The 17,011-nt window shown below is 70.3% G+C and carries 14 protein-coding genes; 3 read left to right on the top strand and 11 right to left on the bottom strand.

The window, feature by feature from the left end:
- Positions 1 to 82: 82 nt before the first annotated feature.
- The 7 genes from ISO16_RS19455 to ISO16_RS19425 all read right to left on the bottom strand — a co-directional run bounded on the left by ISO16_RS19455 (position 83) and on the right by ISO16_RS19425 (position 8,606).
- Positions 83 to 1,300 (bottom strand): M50 family metallopeptidase, encoded by a 1,218-nt coding sequence (locus ISO16_RS19455; protein ID WP_072634039.1) that lies wholly within the window; start codon positions 1,298 to 1,300, stop codon positions 83 to 85.
- Positions 1,297 to 1,983 (bottom strand): cutinase family protein, encoded by a 687-nt coding sequence (locus ISO16_RS19450; RefSeq protein WP_072634038.1) that lies wholly within the window; start codon positions 1,981 to 1,983, stop codon positions 1,297 to 1,299. Before ISO16_RS19450 ends, ISO16_RS19455 begins: the two co-directional genes overlap by 4 nt.
- Positions 1,984 to 2,100: 117 nt before the next feature.
- Entirely contained in the window at positions 2,101 to 2,973 is an 873-nt protein-coding gene (locus ISO16_RS19445; protein ID WP_072634037.1) for a polysaccharide deacetylase family protein, read from the bottom strand.
- Positions 2,970 to 3,461 carry a hypothetical protein gene (locus ISO16_RS19440; protein ID WP_072634036.1) on the bottom strand — a complete coding sequence of 164 codons (492 nt, stop codon included), beginning with the start codon at positions 3,459 to 3,461 and terminating at the stop codon, positions 2,970 to 2,972. Before ISO16_RS19440 ends, ISO16_RS19445 begins: the two co-directional genes overlap by 4 nt.
- A gap of 5 nt (positions 3,462 to 3,466) precedes the next feature.
- Positions 3,467 to 5,413, bottom strand: a complete 1,947-nt coding sequence (locus ISO16_RS19435; RefSeq protein WP_072634035.1) for a primary-amine oxidase — start codon at positions 5,411 to 5,413, stop codon at positions 3,467 to 3,469.
- Complete coding sequence (locus ISO16_RS19430; RefSeq protein ID WP_072634181.1) at positions 5,410 to 6,891, bottom strand: APC family permease; 1,482 nt, start codon at positions 6,889 to 6,891, stop codon at positions 5,410 to 5,412. Before ISO16_RS19430 ends, ISO16_RS19435 begins: the two co-directional genes overlap by 4 nt.
- Before the next feature lie 209 nt (positions 6,892 to 7,100).
- Positions 7,101 to 8,606 carry an aldehyde dehydrogenase family protein gene (locus tag ISO16_RS19425; RefSeq protein WP_072634034.1) on the bottom strand — a complete coding sequence of 502 codons (1,506 nt, stop codon included), beginning with the start codon at positions 8,604 to 8,606 and terminating at the stop codon, positions 7,101 to 7,103.
- A gap of 446 nt (positions 8,607 to 9,052) precedes the next feature.
- On the opposite strand from ISO16_RS19425, the gene ISO16_RS19420 reads away from it, so the two are divergent.
- Positions 9,053 to 10,474, top strand: a complete 1,422-nt coding sequence (locus tag ISO16_RS19420; protein WP_044476308.1) for an APC family permease — start codon at positions 9,053 to 9,055, stop codon at positions 10,472 to 10,474.
- Complete coding sequence (locus ISO16_RS19415; RefSeq protein ID WP_029547119.1) at positions 10,471 to 11,226, top strand: IclR family transcriptional regulator; 756 nt, start codon at positions 10,471 to 10,473, stop codon at positions 11,224 to 11,226. The genes ISO16_RS19420 and ISO16_RS19415 overlap by 4 nt, the downstream gene beginning before the upstream one ends.
- Positions 11,227 to 11,272: 46 nt before the next feature.
- Here the strand turns inward: ISO16_RS19415 and ISO16_RS19410 are convergent, their stop codons facing one another.
- The 3 genes from ISO16_RS19410 to ISO16_RS19400 all read right to left on the bottom strand — a co-directional run bounded on the left by ISO16_RS19410 (position 11,273) and on the right by ISO16_RS19400 (position 15,794).
- Positions 11,273 to 11,986 (bottom strand): response regulator transcription factor, encoded by a 714-nt coding sequence (locus ISO16_RS19410; RefSeq protein WP_072634033.1) that lies wholly within the window; start codon positions 11,984 to 11,986, stop codon positions 11,273 to 11,275.
- A gap of 92 nt (positions 11,987 to 12,078) precedes the next feature.
- The gene (locus ISO16_RS19405; protein WP_075288587.1) at positions 12,079 to 13,494 is read right to left on the bottom strand and encodes an amidase; all 1,416 of its coding nucleotides are present in this window, start codon (positions 13,492 to 13,494) and stop codon (positions 12,079 to 12,081) included.
- Between the two features lie 98 nt (positions 13,495 to 13,592).
- Positions 13,593 to 15,794: a DNA polymerase III subunit gamma and tau gene (locus ISO16_RS19400; protein WP_072634030.1), complete on the bottom strand. Its 2,202-nt coding sequence runs from the start codon at positions 15,792 to 15,794 to the stop codon at positions 13,593 to 13,595.
- A gap of 73 nt (positions 15,795 to 15,867) precedes the next feature.
- Between ISO16_RS19400 and ISO16_RS19395 the strand changes: the two genes are divergently transcribed.
- Positions 15,868 to 16,662: an SDR family NAD(P)-dependent oxidoreductase gene (locus ISO16_RS19395; RefSeq protein ID WP_044476307.1), complete on the top strand. Its 795-nt coding sequence runs from the start codon at positions 15,868 to 15,870 to the stop codon at positions 16,660 to 16,662.
- A 14-nt stretch (positions 16,663 to 16,676) separates the two neighbouring features.
- Here ISO16_RS19395 and ISO16_RS19390 read toward each other — a convergent pair whose 3' ends face one another.
- The gene (locus ISO16_RS19390; RefSeq protein ID WP_072634029.1) at positions 16,677 to 17,006 is read right to left on the bottom strand and encodes a hypothetical protein; all 330 of its coding nucleotides are present in this window, start codon (positions 17,004 to 17,006) and stop codon (positions 16,677 to 16,679) included.
- Positions 17,007 to 17,011 lie beyond the last annotated feature (5 nt).

Raw genomic sequence — 17,011 nt, 5'->3', positions numbered from 1 at the left:
TCGAATTGCGGCAAGTTCCACGAGGTTTGCCCGGTTCCACCGGACTCCTCCGGTGGCGAGGAGGGCGGTCCGGGGGCCGGGATCAGGCCGGACGAACCGGGGCGACGATGTCCGCCGCGAGGGTGAGCAGCATGAAGGCCCCACCGACGACGACGAACGCGTACGTCACCGGCAGCAGCTTCACGAAGTCGACCGGCGCTCCGCCGGGCCGGCCCAGCCGGGCGCGCACCCGGTTCCGCAGACCCTCGTAGATCGCCACGGCCATGTGCCCGCCGTCGAGAGGCAGCAGCGGCAGCAGATTGAACAGGCCGACGAAGAGGTTCAGGCTCACCAGCAGCAGCACGAACGACTCCCAGGCGCCCCGCTCGACGGCCCGGCCCCCGAGCGATCCGGCCCCCACCACGCTGATCGGGGTGTCCGCGTCGCGTTCGCCGCCGGTCACCGACCGCCACAGCGACGCCACCTTCGTCGGCATGTCCACCACCGTGCGCGCCGTGAGCACGGCGAGGTCGCCGGTGAACGCGAGGGCGGCGGGCACCGCGGTCACGACGTCGTACCGCACGGGACCGGCGGGCGGGCGCGCGGATACTCCGATCGCACCGACGGCCGTCGAACGCTCGGCCCCCGTCCGAGGGTCGACCACCCATCGCTGCACTTGCTCGGTCGCGACGGGCAGCACCAGCCGGCGGCCGTGCCGTTCGATCGTCAGTTCGACGACTCCTGCGCTGTCCCAGATCTTTCCGACCAGATCGCCGAACCGGGTGACGCCCTCACCGTCGACGGCGAGGATCACGTCGCCGGGGCGTATCCCCGCGGCCGCGGCCGGTCCCGGGCCGTCGCACGCGGCGAGGCCGTATCCCGGGCCGGGCCGCTGCGACGACGGGACGCATCCGACGGACTCGACGACCACCTTCGGATGCAGCTCCGGCAGCCCCCACCCGACGGCGAGGACGAGGACGAGGACCCCGGCGAGCAGGAAGTTCATGCCGATGCCGCCGGACATCACGACCAGCCGCTTCCAGGTCTTCTGCCGGTACAGGGCGCGGTCGTACTCGTCGGGGGTCAGTTCGTCGAGCGCGGTCGTGCCGGCGATCTCGCAGAACCCGCCCACCGGGATCAGTCCCAGCCCGTAGTCGGTCTCACCGCGCCGGACGGAGAAGAGCATCGGGCCACGTCCGAGGGAGAATCGGCGCACCTTCATCCCGAGACGTCGCGCCGCCCACAGGTGCCCCGCCTCGTGCAGGGCGACGGACACCGCGACCCCCAGCGCGAAGAGCACGACGCCCAGCGCGAACGTCACGGGTGATACGTCGCGTGCTCGCGGATGTACCCGGTGACGTTGCCCTCCGGGTCGCAGACCATGTCGCCCTCGAGGCACTCGGTGGTGACCGGGATATGCCGCAACTCGCCCGCCGGCTGGGGAAGGGTGATGCCCGGGACGAGCGGCCCGGCGTACTGGGCGGGCCGGCCCTGCGCCGGATCGGCGATCAGGTGCACCCGCACCCGGTCCTGCAGGTCGGTGCCGTCGTCGTGCACGGGCGCCGCCGCATCGATCTCCATCGCAACCCTGCGCACGACGATCGCTCCCTGCGAGTAGCCGTACAGCTCGTAGCGCGTGCGTGGCCCGCAGGCGGCCTCGGTCCGGCCGATCTCCGCCCAGAGATTCTGCACACCGATCTGCACCGACTGGTCCATGAACGTGTCCCAGCCGAACACCCCGGCGACCATGCCCGCCGGATACCGCACGTGCCGCACCGCGAAGTCGGGACTGTTGCGGTACTGATCGGTGTAGGAGTTGAGCGGGCTCTCGGGATCGATCGAGTCCGGCGTTTCGGGACCCTTCGTGCCGTCGACGGCGAGCACCACGGTCGGCGCACAGTACGGGGCCGGGGACGGGTCGGCATGGGCGATCGAGACGGCACCGAGCATCGAGCCGATGGTCAGCGCGCCGACGATCGCCACCCGGACAGCGGAAAGGATCATCGAAACCGTCCTTCAGCCCATGGGATCCACCCCAACGATTCCCGACCGCGTTCATAAGTAAGCACAGTGATCGTGAAGTCCGCAAATCGAACACGCGGGTGCGGTGCACTCGGGGGCTCAGCGGACGACATCGGCCAGATCCACGAAACCGTAACCCCGCGTCCGCAGACCGTCGATGATCGCCGGCAGCGCATCGGCGTCCAGGGTCGTGCCGTCGTCGGGGTTCGCGCCCACGTGCATCAGAACGATCTGCCCGGGCGCGGCCGCGGCGAGGACCCGCTCGGTCACCGCCGCGGCGTCGAGACCACCGCTCGTGCCCTTCCAGCCGAGCGAATCCACGGTCCAGCGCACGGGCACGTAGCCGGCACCGTTGACGACGCGGATGTCGGCGTCGGTGCGAGCACCGAAGGGAAACCGGAACAACGGCACGGCCGGGCGACCCGTCAGTGCCGTGATGGCGTTCTCGGCCGCCGCGAGGTCGGCCCTGATCTGCTCGTCGGTCAGATCCGGATAGGAGGGGTGGGTGTTGCTGTGGTTTCCCACCGCGTGCCCGGCGGCGACGACGGCGCGGACCCGGTCCGGATACGTCCGCGCGAAATCACCGGTGACGAAGAACGTCGCCGGGACGGCGTAGCGGGCGAGCGTGGCGAGGATGCGGGAGACCGCCGTGTCGGAGGCTCCACCGTCGAAGGTCAACGCCACCACCTTCTCCTCGGTGGGAATCCGTTCGAGGTCGATGCCGCGCAGGGCGGCAGGTACACCGGCCGGAGGCACCGGCGTCGGCTCCGGACCGGACGGCGGAACGGGGACGGTCGCGGAGGGCCCCGGCGCCGGGGACGGAGGCCCGGGCGGCGTGGTCGCCGGTTCCGACGTCGGACTGCTCGTCGCGGTGGCTTCGGGCGGCTCGTCGGGCGGGCCGGAACCACAGGCCGTCACGACCAGGATCGACGCCGCGACGACGAGCGATCCGCGCCGGAACCGGATGTTCATGTGGACAGTGTGCCGCTCCACCTCGGCTGCGCCGCTGCGGTCGCCGGGTCCATCCCCCGCCGGGTGCGGTGGAACACGACGCTCACGGCAAGGAGGACCTCCGCGGCCGCGACCGCCAGCGCGGCCGCCATGAGAGGGGGAATCGAGGCGCCCGCCGCTGCACCGGCGACCGGAGGCACAGCGTGCCCGTGGTGGCCGCCCGCGGCCCGGTCCGGGCTCATGGTGGTCAGGTGCACCATGATCATCGCGACGTTCATGACGGTGACCAGGATCCAGTCCCGCTGGTCTCCGCGCATCCACAGGTGACGGGCGCAGTAGAGGCATCCGGCGACCATGACGAGGGTCAGGGCCGCCGACCCGGGCGACGGGGTGTGCTCCGCGAGCGAGCCGGCGTGCAGGACGGCCGCCGACACGGCGAGGGCGGCGGCCGCCCGGCCGCACCACGTGGTGGTGGTGCGGCGGGCGGCTTCCGGAACCGTGGTGGACATGCCCGTCAGTCCGTGCAGCAGTGCTTCGACGTGCCGGCCGGAACGTCGAGGGCCGGGTTCCGGTCGAAGAACCCGACCGGCTTCAGCGTGAACCCGGCGTAGTCGACGGGCATCACGGGCCAGTCCTCCGGGCGCGGGAAGTGGGTGAGCCCGAAGGTGTGCCACAGCACCAGGTCCTCGCCCTCGATGTTCCGGTTGCCGGCGACGAATGTCGGCAGTCCCGCCTGTCCCGGATGCTGGTTGACGAAGTCACCGGCCGGATAACGCTGCGCCGGGTCGTACCGCGTGACCCACAGGTGCTTGGTGGCGAACGCGGCGCGGGCGGCGATGGAACTCGACGGGTCGGCCAGCAGCACGGGCTGACCTTCCGGGTGCAGTGCGTATCCGACGTTCCGCCCGAGCCGGTTCTGCTTGGTCGGGTTGGTGATGTGCCAGACCCTCGCCTTGGTGTTGTCGGCCAGCCTCTGCCCGTCGGCCTCCGTGGTGAGGGTGGTCTTGCGGCAGCGGAACGCGTTACCCCACGGGTTGTCCGGTCCCATCGGTTCGGGCACGGCGTCGACCTCCTCGACCGTGTTGACGTTGCCGTCGACCGCCATGTCCAGGCGGGCGCTGAAGAGGTGCTGGTGGAACGGCGCACCGAGCCCGGGCGCCATCTCGGTGGCGAACCCGTCCTCGCCGCGGTAGGCGGAGGTGAAGACGATGCCGGTGGCCTTGGCTTCGAGTTCGATGGTGCCGTCCAGGTAGAGGTACCAGTAGAAGCCGTAGTCGTAGTTGCCGATGGTGAGGAAGAAGGAGATCACGAGCCGGCGCGACCGACGGGTCTCGGTCATGCCGTTGAACATGTCCGTGTGCTTCCAGAGGACGCCGTAGTCCTCCTCGTGGAGGCAGATCGCGTTCTTCATCACCCGGGGATCGCCCTTCTCGTCGGCGATGGTGACGTCGAAGTACTGGATCTCGCCGAGGCAGTCGCACCCGAGTTCCAGCGAGTTGGTGTAGCGACCGAAGAGGTATTCACCCTGGTCGAAGTAGTTCTGCCAGTACCGCACCGGGGACGGGTCGGCGTAGGGCACGACCATCTCGGCGATGGATGCGCGGTAGATCACCGGGCGCTCCACACCGTCGTCGGAGAACGACAGCTGGTGCAGGGTCAGGCCCTCGCGGACGTCGAATCCGAACCGGAACGTCCAGTCCGCCCAGGTGATCCGGTTGCCCTCGACCGAGAAGCTCGGCCCCTCGGGCTGGGTGATCTCGATCGGCTTGAGATCGGTACGGACCGGCTTCGCGTGCGGCGCGGCGTCCCATTCGCCGCGTTCGGCCGGCACGGGAAGGGTGATCTCGTCGACCACCTTCACCACGCGCTGCTCGGTGAGGTCGACGTAGGCGACCACCCCGTCGATCGGATGTGCCCAGGGCAGGTCGGCCTCGTCCTCCTGGTGGAACGCGAGCACGCGGACGATCCGGTGCCCCACCTCGTCCTCGTGCCCGAACACCCCGGCCGACAGCGGAACCGCGCGCACCTTCTCCGGATCGATGCCGCGCGCAGCCATCGCCGCAATCCAGTCGAAGCTGGACAGGAGGAACGATTCGATGTCCTCGAACTCCTCGTCGAGGATCGGGACATGCCCTTCGGTGGCGGCGTCGACGGCGACGGTGCTGAGGATCCTGCGTTCGGTGACGGACACGAGGTGATCGGAGCCCGTCCCGGTCGCACGGTCGAGGAGAAGGACGCGGGCACGGCGCTCGATGTGCTCCCCCGGCCTGAACGCCAGGACCGTCGACTTGTGCGGTTCCTCGAGCCCGACGTAGACGAACCGGACGTGCTCGGTTACCAGCCCCGCCGCCGATACCGTTTCCTTGACGGCGGTGATCTCGTCGGCGGTCAGAGGGGTGAGCGGGTGGTCCGGTGCGGGCGTCGATGCCGCTTCGGTGAACTTCGTGGTGGCAGTGCTCATCGGGCGATCTCCTTGTCGATCTCGGTTTCGGTCGTGGCGGCGGGCGCGACGCCGCCGGAATGGTGGTGATGTCGTGCAGCGTCGGGGCGGAGAACGGCCACGGCCGTTCCGCCCGCGAACGCCCCGGCGAGAAGCACGCCGACGACGGCGGCGAGGGTGCCGGATCCGCCCACGAGCAGCGGCAGGTTCGCGATCGTCATCGCGAGCAGAGCGCTCAGCCCCGCGAGACCCAGCACCGGCGCGATCAGCGTGGGCCACGGCCGGGTGTCGGCCCGGGATCGCCGGAAGAAGACGAGGACGGCGATCGACGTCAGCGCCATCAGGGCGAGCACGCCGACGGACGCGACACCGGCGAACCAGGCGAAGACCTCGGTGACGGGATCGAGTCCGCCGACGGCCGAGGCCACGACGAGAACCAGGGCCGAGACCGTCTGCACGATCGAGGCCACGTAGGGCGAGGCATGGCGTACGTGCGAGCGGCCGCATCGCGCCGGCAGTGCCGCGCTGTTGCCGAGCGAGAAGATGTAGCGCGAGAGCACGTTGTGGAAGGACAGCAGGGCCGCGAAGAGACTGGTGACGAGGAGCACCTGCACGACATCCCCCGCCGCCGCTCCCACGTAGCGGGTCGCGGTCTCGATGATCATGCCCTCGGGGTTCTCGGTGGCCAGGACGACGGCGCCCTCGTCGCCCCACGCGCTGACCAGCGCCCAGCTCGACAGCGCATAGAAGCCACCGATGACCACCAGGGCGAGATAGGTGGCCCGCGGAATGGTCCGGGCCGGATCGCGCACCTCGTCACGGAAGACCGCGGTCGCCTCGAAGCCGATGTAGCCGGCGACAGCGAAGATCAGGGCGATTCCCGGTGCGCCCGAGAAGAACTCGGAGGGGCGTAGCGCGGCGGTGGAAAGACCCTCCGCTCCGCCACGGGCGATCACCGCTGCATCGATCACCAGCACGATGCCGACCTCGCAGAGCAGCAGGACCCCGAGGACCTTTCCGGACAGGTCGATGTGGCGGTAGCCGAGAATCGCGACCGCCACCAGAACGATCAGAGCCCAGAGATACCAGGGCAACTCGGGACCGCCGTGCGAGGTCACGAAGTCGCCGAGGGCCGCGCCGAGGTATCCGTAGACGGCACCCTGCACCGCGGTGTAGGACAGCAGCGCCAGGAACGCGGAACCCAGTCCGACGTGCCGGCCGAGTCCGTGGGTGACGAAGGTGTAGAACGCCCCCGCCCCGGGCACGTGCTTCGCCATCGCGGTGAAGCCGACGGCGAAGAAGAGCAGGACCACCGTGCAGACGATGTACGAGGCGGGGTACGCGGCCCCGTTTCCGGCGGAGATACCGAGTGGGACCGTGCCGGCGATCACGGTCAGCGGGGCCGCGGCCGCGACCACCATGAAGACGACGGCGCCGGGGCCGAGGCTGCCGGACAACCGGTGGGTGGGGGGTTCGTGTGCGCGAGCGTTGAGGGTCATCGGTGCTTCGACTTTCGGGAGAGGGAGTGCGCCGGCGATGTCGGTGCCGACCGCCGGAAGAAGCGTGCGCCCGGACGTTGTCGGTGCGGTCACCGCGGCGTCACGGTTCGTCGACGGCAAACGAGAAGGGCGGGGGGCCGGGTTCTCGTTCGGCCCGGCAGGGGTACGGACGGCGGTGCCCACCCAGTGCCGGGCACCGCCCCGACCGGTCACAGTGCGATGTTGACCGACTTGGTCTGGGTGTACTCCGCCAGGGCCCCCTCACCGAGTTCCCGCCCCCAGCCCGACTGCTTGTATCCCCCGAAGGGCAGTGCGGTGTCGAACGCGTTGTGGCAGTTGATCCAGACCGTGCCCGCCTTGATCTCGGCGGCGACCTCGTGGGCCCGGGAGACGTCCCGCGTCCAGACGCTCGCCGCGAGCCCGTAGGGGGTGTCGTTGGCGGCGGCACGAACTCCCTCCTCCCGGTTGAAGGGCACCGCGACGGCGACCGGGCCGAAGATCTCCTCCCGGTACACACCGAAGTCGCTGCGCACGTCGACGAGGAGCGTCGGCTCGACGTAGAAGCCACTGTCGCCGTGGCGCTTTCCTCCGGTCAGGGCACGAGCCCCGTCCTCGAGGCCGGCGCGGAGGTAACCGGTCACCTTGCCGAGTTGCTCCTCGGAGATCAGCGGACCGATATCGCTGGTGGGATCGAGTCCTGGACCGATCTTCTGCGACCGGGCGAATTCCGCTACGCCCTGGGTGAATTCGTCGAAGATGCGATCCTCCACCAGCAACCGCGTCCCGGCGGTGCACGCCTGGCCGTGGTTGAACAGGAATCCGCCGGCGACACCGGGGATCGCGGCCTCGAGGTCGGCGTCCGCGAAGACGACCTGGGGGCTCTTGCCGCCGAGTTCGAGCGAGACCTTCTTCAGGTTCCCGGCGGCGGCGCCCACGATCTTCTTGCCGACCTCGGTCGAGCCGGTGAAGGCGACCTTGTCGACGTCGTGATGGGCCGACAGGGCCGCACCCGCGTCCCCGAAGCCCGTGACCACGTTGACGACGCCGTCGGGCACCCCGGCCTCGGCGGCGACCTCGGCGAGCAGCAGGGCGGTGAGCGGGGTCTGCTCCGCAGGCTTGAGCACCAGCGTGTTCGCGCACGCCAGCGCAGGGGCGAGCTTGAAGGCGGCCATCACCAGCGGAAAGTTCCACGGCACGATCTGGGCGCACACCCCCACCGGCTCGCGGCTGGTGAACGCGTGGAAACGGGCGCCCGGAGCCCACGGAACCGACACCGGGACGGTGCGGCCCTCGATCTTGGTCGCCCAACCGGCGTAGTAGAAGAAGATCTCGGCCGCCCAGGTGACGTCGACCGCCTTTGCGACGACCACCGACTTGCCGTTGTCCAGGGACTCGAGCTGGGCGAACTGGTCCGCCCGGGCCAGGATGCCCTCGCCGATCCGCCACAGGATGCGCTGGCGCTCGGCCGGGGTCAGGCGCCGCCACGGCCCCTCCTCGAACGCCCGGCGGGCAGCGGCGACGGCCCGGTCGACGTCCTCGGCGCCGCCGTGCGGCACCGTGGTCAGCACCTGCCCGGTGGCGGGGTCGACCGTGCCGAACCGCCGACCCGAGGCCGACTCGACCCACCGGCCGCCGATCAGCATCTGCTTCGGCGACGAGAGGAAGTCGACCACCTCGGGAAGCAGGCCGGTGGCGGATTGCGCAACTGCAGTCATGATGTCTCCGACTCGTGAGAGATAGCGAAAAAGACTCGGGTACAGTCGTTTCGACGCAGAACCGCCGGTTTCCGTCGCTGTGACCCGAACCCACGATAACCACACGATGTGGCGGGAGTCACCCCCGATTCCGGATGGAAATTACGCGGTGTCCGATTCTCATTCGACTGCGGCCCAGACCGTTTCCCGATTCTCGTTCGACTTCTCGACCGCAGCCCAGGTGACGGCCGCACGAGCACCGCCGGCCCCGCCCGATCGGGCGCCGGACGGCCCGTCGTTCTCATTCGAGTGACCGAAAATTGATGTGCGATCGGTGCAGCGCACTGCGTGCCTGCGCTACCGTGCACCCCACGGGATCGTCCGGCGGCAGACGCTCGACGTCCCCTGGCGAGTGTGGAAGCAGGTGCAAGGTGTCCGGTACACCACAGATCCGAAGTAGTTCGCCGGTGGCCGGCCTCGAGCGCGGACGCCTCACGTTCTTCGAGGTGCTCGCACAGTCCGTCTCGGCCGTCGCCCCGTCCGCGGTGATGGTCACCCTGCCGGCTCTCGTCATCCCCGAAGCCGGGCGGGCGGCGATCCCGGTGTTCGTCGCGGCGGCCGTCCTGATGGCTGCCGTCGGATACTGCATCGGGCAGTTCGCCACCCGCATGGTCGCGGTCAGCGGTTTGTACAGCTACACGGTGAAGGGTCTCGGCCCCCGCCTCGGCTTCGCCGGGGGATGGTCGCTGCTGATCGGCTACGCGGCCGCCGCCATGGCCAGCACGGTGGGGGCAGCGAGCTATCTGGCGTCGCTGCTCGAACGGATCGGGTTGCCGGCCGGAGCGGCGACGAGTGCAGTGCTCGTCGGCGTCGTCGGCGCCGTCGCGCTGCTGCTGATGGTCCGCGGCGTCCAGCTCTCCGCCCGCATCATGCTGGGCGTCGAGGCGTTCGCCATCGTCGCCGCATCGGTCGTCCTGGTGATCGCGTTCGCCGTGTCCGTCCGGGACGGCGACCCGCCCTCGGCGCCGACCGGAACCGGTTCGGAATCCGCGATCGGCTTCGCGCTCCTGCTGGCGATCACCTCGTTCGTCGGCTTCGAGAGCGCCGGAACGGTGGCACGTGAAGCCCACAGCCCGCTGATCAGCGTGCCGCGCGCGATCAGGTGGACGCCGGTCGTGCTCGCGGCGCTCTACGTGTTCGCCGCGACGATGCAGCTGCCGGAGTCCGCCAGGGAAGGAGTCGGTTCGCTCCGGATCGTGCTCACCCTCCCGGACACCGCCGGGAGCGGCTCGGCGGTGCTGTCGGTCCTGATGGAACTCGGAATCACCGCGTCGTGGTTCGCGTGCGTCATGGGCTCCACCACCGCGCTGTCGCGCACCCTGTTCGCGATGGGCCGCGAGGGGGTCGCCCCGGCGGTCGTCGGCCGTGCCCACGCCCGGTTCCACACGCCGCACGTCGCCCTGGCCGTCGCGATGCCTGTCGTCGTTGTCGTGCCCGTCGTCTTTCTGGCGGCGACCGGCTCGAACCGCGACGTCCTGATCGGGCTGCTGGCCCTCTCGGCGCACGGGTACGTCCTCGCCTACATCCTCCTCTGCGTCGCTACGCCCGCGTTCCTGCGCCGGATCGGCGAGCTGACCCGCCTGCCGCTGGTCATCGGCGCGCTCACCGCCACGTGCCTGGTGGCGCTGATCGTGTGGGCGGCTGCGTCGGGGATCTACGTGGCGGGCGCAATGACCGCCGTGTACGCGGTCCTGATGCTCCTCGGGGGCGCGCTGCTCGCGGTCCGGGTGCGGCGCGCCCCGGACGTCGCGGACCGGATAGGCGTCTACGACGAGACCGTCGCCGCCGATCTGCTCGGCCGGCACCGCCCCTGGCAGGTGCGGCGGTGAGCCCCGTGGACGGAACCCTGTCGGGGCGGCAGCCGAAAGCGGTGATCAGCGCCCTGCGTGTCCTCGAGGAAGTCGCCCGGGCCGGGGCCGGGGTCACCGCCAAGGACATCGCCGCACACCTCTCCCTGCCGCCGGCGACCACCTATCGGCTCCTGAACCTGCTCGCCGGAGAAGGCTACGTCGTCCGGCTACCCGATCTGTCCGGCTTCGCACTCGGGCGCAAGATCGGCATACTGGTCGACGCGGCGGTCGTCCCCACCGTCTGCACAGCCGCACGTAACCTTCTCACCGAACTTCGGCTGACCGTCCGCTTCGGCGTCCACCTGTTCTACTACACCGACACGGCGCTCCGCCTTGCCGACGCCGACCCCGAATATCCACCCCGCGCCGACGAGGCCCTCCTCAATCGGCACCTCCAGGCGAGCGCCGTCGGCAAGCTGCTGCTCGCCGAGAAGATCGACCTCGACACCGTCCTCCCCCGGTGGGAACCCCATGCCCTCACCGGCCGCACGATCGTCGTGCGCAGCGACCTGCTCCGTCATCTCGGGGAGATCCGCGACCGGGGCTTCGCCACCCAGCTCGGCGAACTGCGCGACGACTCCGCGTGCCTCGCCGTTCCCGTCCGCTCCGCCACCGGCACCCTCGTCGCGGGCCTGGTCCTGTCCGGCAGCATCGACCACCAGCACCTGCTGCTGCGCCACCTCGACTCACTCCGAGAGCACGCGCAGCAACTCGTGCCCCTGCTCACCTGAACGGGACGTCCATATCGGGATCCCTCCGCCGGCCCGGAGCGGGCTGCTACGTGGGCTGCGCCCACGGATCCCGATTCGACACCAGACCGAGCCGGACCGCGCGCACCACCGCACCGACCCGGTTGGGGGCCTTCAATTTGCGCAGCAGATGCTCCACATGAGTGTTGACCGTGCTGCGCGACAGCTGCATTCGCTGCGCGATCTCGCGGTTGGACAGGCCGGCGATCACCAGTTCGAGAACTTCGTGTTCTCGTGGGGTGAGGGCCACCTCTTCCTGCCGCGTGAGCGTGTCCACCGACCAGGCGGCGTACTCCCGGGCATCGCTCAGCGTCGTCTTGACCCCGTGGGGAACCGAATCGCGCGCCACGCTGACGTGCAGAGCCCCCACCGCCACGCCGGTGGGGGACGTCAGAACGACGGAGGTGCCTTCGGAGAATCCGGCAGGGACGAACACTTCGCGCACCGAGTAGCTCTGACGATACGACGGGATGTCCCGCCAGGTCAGTATCGCGGAGGGCTCGGCCCGAACCGCCTGCATGCCCGGATCCTTGTCGACGAAATCGGTGACGAGGTAGTCCAGGGTCCGGTCGTCGTAGCCACGGCTGGCCACCACCGCGTGCCGACCGCGCGCCACGCGTGTCACGGCAGCCGCCGCGCAGTCGAGCTGATCGGTCATGTACCGGGTGAGTCCGGCCATGCGGTCGACGGCGTTCTCTCCCAGCAACACCGAGACCAGTCCACTGAACACGGGTACGACCATTGCTCGACGATAGTCGAACCCCGTGTCCAGCGGAGCCGAATTCTGTTACCGGGCAGATATTTTCCCTCTCGTGTGCCCGTTTCCCCGCCCGGTCACAGTTCCGGGATGCGGTCCGCCCAGGGGCGAGCGCGTTCGAAGTTCGCCGCTGCGCGCAGTACCGCAGCGTCGGCGTGGAGCCGTCCCGCGATCTGCAGTCCGACCGGACGTCCGTCCGACGTGAATCCGGCAGGGACGGTGACGGCCGGGGTCGTCAGCATGTTGTACGGATAGGTCATCAGCCAGCCGAGCAGTTGGGAGCGCAGAGCCGTGCCCGCCAGCCGGCCGGGAGCGAACTGTCCCAGCGGATGGGCCGCTTCACACAGCGTGGGCGAGACCAGCAGGTCGTAGTCCTGCATGAACGACGAGAACGTATCCCACATCCGGCCACGGAACAGGTCCGCCCGCCCGACATCGACACCTGTGAGACGCTCTCCTTCACGCATCAATTCGACGAGATTGTCGTCGACCTGGCCCTGCCACTCGTCCCAGTCGATCATGTCGTGTTCGGCCGCGAAACCGGGAACCCAGATGCCGTGCCACATCGCTTCTTCCGGGTCTCCCCAGCCGGGCGTCGCCTCCTCGACCCGGGCACCGAGGTCCTCGAACGCCCGAACGGCCTGCGCGCAGATCGCCGCCACCTCCGGATCGACCTCTGCGAAGCCGAGATCCGGTGACCACGCGATGCGCCACCCGGCGATGTCCTTCTTCGTCTCGGCGACGTAGTCGGTGTCCGAGGCCGGCAGACTGAGCGGATCGGATTCGTCGGGTCCGGCGACGACACCGAGCATGAGGGCATTGTCTTCGACCGTGCGGGTGATCGGACCGTGGTAGGCCCAATGGTAGAAGCGACCACCCAGAATGGTCTGCGGCACCCGCCCGGTCGAGGGCTTGAGCCCGACCACGCCACAGAGCGACGCAGGAATGCGCACCGACCCCGCCCCGTCGCTGCCTTCGGCCAGCGGGCCGAGACCGGCCGCGACGGCGGCGGCGGCTCCGCCGCTGGAACCTCCCGCGCTGTATCCGCGCTTCCACGGATTGTGGGTAGGACCGAACAGGTGGTTGTCCGTGCCGCCGTAGTACCCGCTCTCCGGTGTGTTGGTCTTGCCCAGGTAGAGACCGCCTGCGGCCTTCAGCCGCCGAACGATCACCGCGTCGTGCTCGGCGATGTTGTCCTTCATCGGCACCATGCCGAACGTCAGGGGCCGGCCCGCCACGGCCGTCAGATCCTTGATCGTGAACGGCACTCCGTGCAGAGGTCCGACGGACTCGCCGCCGACCAGGTTCGCATCCAGTGCGCGCGCGTCCGCCAGGACCTGTTCGCGATCGAAGTCGACGATCGCGTTGATCGCCGGGTTGACGTTGTCCACGCGCCGCACGAAGTGCGCCGCGACTTCGCTCGCGCTGATCTGTCCTCGGCGAACGTCGGTCGCGAGTTCGGCTGCACTGAGCCAGGAAAGGGTATCGGTCATGGTTGTCTCCGTGAATCGCGGGGTTCCGGTTGAGGTGGCTCGACCATAGGAACCCGGCGATCACGCCGACAATCGGTCAACTTACCGATCTTTCGTGCTCACTCGCTGATCTTCTTCGCGCCCAGGATGTCCTGCAGCAACTCGATCGCCACGTCCTCCGGTTCGCGCCGCGTCGACGGGTCGCCCGGGGTGGCGGCCTCGGCGAACATCTCTTCCTCGTCCTCGGGGGTGACGTCGGCGGGGCTGATCCGCGGCGGCTCGTAGTCCGGCTCGGGACCGGGGTCGTCCGGGTAGTCCGGCGCCTCGGGCGGCGGGATGTCGTCGACCTCGGGACGCGACGGAACCGGGGGCGCGCCGGGGGACGTCACGCGCGTTTGCGGGGCGGGCTGGGCCTGCCGGGCCTGGCTGGGCCGGGAGAACCGAGGCTGACCGGAAGGGCGCGACCCCGCCTGCGCCGGGGCCGGTTTCGCGGCGGTGGGGGGTGTCGCAGCGCCCTGCACGCAGGTCACCTCGAAGTCCACCCCGAACACCGCCCGCAGGGCATCGGCGATCACCGCGGCGTTGCGCGGTTCGACGAGCCTCTTGACCAGGGGGGCCGAATCGTGACCGAGCACGATGCGGCCCGCTTCGACGCTGCGGACCGTGGCGCCGGACAGCATGACCTCGACGGTGCGGCTGCGCTCGCGGACCTTGGTACGGACCTCGGACCACACCGCGCGGACGGCGGCGGCGTCGGGCCCGGCGGCGGGGGCGGGCTCCGGTGCGGGCGCCGGCTCCGGTGCCGGCTCCGGCTGGGGTTCCGGCGCGGGCGGCTCGTGTTCCTGCACGACGGGGCGCGGTGCAGGCTCCGGTTCCTGCACGACGGGGCGCGGTGCAGGCTCCGGTTCGCGCGCCGGTGGGGCGGGCGTCGGCGGTGGCACGGGCGTCGGCGGTGGCACGGGCGCCGGCGCCGCGGCGGCCGGTCGTGACTCCGCCGGTGGAACGGGGGCCGGCTCGGCCGCAGGCTCGGGGACGGGCGCGACCGAGGACGGTGCGGCTCGTCGCTGCGAGGGTCGCTGGAAACGGGCGGCCGGCTCGTCGGGGGCGATCGGCGGCGTGGGCGCGGCCGGCGCCGGAGCGACGGCCCGCGGGGCGGCGCCCTGCGGGGCCGCGATCCCACTTTCGAGACGCTCGAGGCGTTGCAGCACAGCCGATTCCGAACCCGAGGCGGCGGGCAGCAGCATCCGCGCGCACATCACCTCGAGGAGCAGGCGCGGGGCCGTGGCACCGCGCATCTCTCCCAGACCGGAGTGCACGATCTCCGCGTACCGGGTCAGGGTGGCGGGACCGATCCGGTCGGCTTCCTCCCGCATCCGCTCCAGCACGTCGCCCGGGGCGTCGACGAGACCGCGATCGGCGGCGTCGGGCACCGATCGCATCAGGATGAGATCTCGGAGCCGCTCGAGCAGGTCGACCGCGAACCGTCGCGGGTCGTGGCCGGCATCCATCACCTTCTCGACGGTCCCGAACAGACCCGCACCGTCGCCGGCGGCGAGGGCATCCACGGCCTCGTCGATGAGGGCGACGTCGGTGACGCCGAGCAGCGAGAGTGCACGGCTGTAGGTCACGCCCTCCTCGCCGGCGCCGGCGAGGAGCTGGTCCATCACCGACAGCGAGTCGCGCGGCGAACCGCCGCCCGCACGGATCACCAGGGGGTAGACGGCGTCCTCGACCGGCACGTTCTCCTGCGTGCAGATCTTCTCGAGCAGCCCGCGCATGACGGGGGGCGGCAGCAACCGGAACGGGTAGTGGTGGGTGCGCGAGCGGATCGTCGGCAGCACCTTCTCCGGTTCGGTGGTGGCGAACACGAAGATCAGGTGCTCCGGCGGCTCCTCGACGATCTTGAGCAGGGCGTTGAAGCCCTGCGTGGTGACCATGTGGGCCTCGTCGACGATGAAGATGCGGTACCGCGACTCGGCCGGCGCGTAGAAGGCACGGTCGCGTAGTTCGCGGGTGTCGTCGACGCCGCCGTGGCTGGCGGCGTCGAGCTCGATGACGTCGAGGTTGCCGCCACCGCCGGGGCCGAGCGCCACGCAGGACCGGCACGTCCCGCACGGGGTCGACGTGGGGCCCTCCGCGCAGTTCAGGGAGCGGGCCAGGATCCGGGCCGAGGAGGTCTTGCCACAGCCGCGCGGGCCCGAGAACAGATACGCGTGATTGATGCGACCTGCGTCGAGGGCGATGCTCAGGGGCTCGGTGACGTGCTCCTGACCCACCACCTCGGCAAAGGTCGCCGGTCGGTACTTACGGTAGAGGGCCACGCGCCGAGACTACCGGCGCCGACCGACACCCCGGCCGCGTGGTTGCGGCGGAGTGATGCGGGTATCCGGGGCCATGACCGAAACACGACCGTTGGCCCTGGTGACCGGAGCGTCGAGCGGCATCGGCCTGGAACTCGCCCGACTGTTCGGCCGGGACGGATACGACCTCATCCTGGTGGCCCGCTCCGATGCCCTCGACGACGCCACCCGCGCTCTCGCCGCCACCGGCGCCGCCGTGATTCCGGTGCGCGCCGACCTCCGGACGGCGACGGGCGTGGAGGAGGTGTGCACCGCCGTGACGGCGACCGGCCGGCCACTGGCCGCCGCTGCGCTCAACGCCGGCACCGGCCAGGGTGGCCTGTTCGTGGACACCGGACTCGACGACCAGCTCGAGGTGGTGGACGTCAACGTGCGCTCGACCGTGCATCTGGCCAAGTACGTCCTCGACGGCATGGCCGGGCGCGGCACCGGGCGCGTGCTGATCACCTCGTCGGTGGTCTCGGAGATGCCCGGCCCGTACCAGGTCGTCTACAACGCCTCCAAGTCGTTCCTGCAGTCGTTCTCCGAGGGGCTGCACGAGGAGCTGCGCGGGACCGGGGTCACCGTCACCGCGCTGATGCCCGGAGCGACCGACACCCCGTTCTTCCGCAAGGCCGGGATGGCGGACGCCCCGATCGCCCGCGGCCCCAAGGACGACCCTGCGAAGGTCGCCCGCAAGGGCTACGAGGCGATGCTGAAGGGCAAACGGAAGGTGGTGGCCAGCTCCCCCATGTCCAAGGCGATGGCGGCGGCGTCGACGGTGACACCGGATTCGGTGAAGGCCTTCCTCCACCGCTTCATGGCCGCGCCGGCGTCCGCGCCTCGCTGACCGAGGCAGGTGCCTCAGAGGTTGGGCAGCGCCCAGCTGAGGAACACCACGCCCGCGAGGATGCCGAAGATGCCGGTGAGCATGCCGACGAGAGCGTCGAGGGACTTCTCCTCGTCGGTGAACACGGCGGGCCGGCGGGTGGCGGCGATGCCGGTCCCGATGGCCGCCGCACCGAGCAGAATCCCGAAGCCGAACGTCCAGAAGGTCACGATCGACAGGGCGCCGAGCATCAGCGCCAGATCGGCCCCCTGGTCCTCGACCGCCTCACGCAGCGTCGACAGCGCGGGGAGTTCGAGGCGGGAACGGTGCGGTCCGGAGCGGAAGGGAGTCTGCAGGACGGACATGGTCT

This window comes from Rhodococcus sp. M8 (assembly GCF_015654185.1).
Lineage (GTDB): Bacteria > Actinomycetota > Actinomycetes > Mycobacteriales > Mycobacteriaceae > Rhodococcus > Rhodococcus aetherivorans.
Note: the sequence above shows the minus strand (reverse complement) of the source record. Positions and strands in the feature narration are given on the sequence as shown.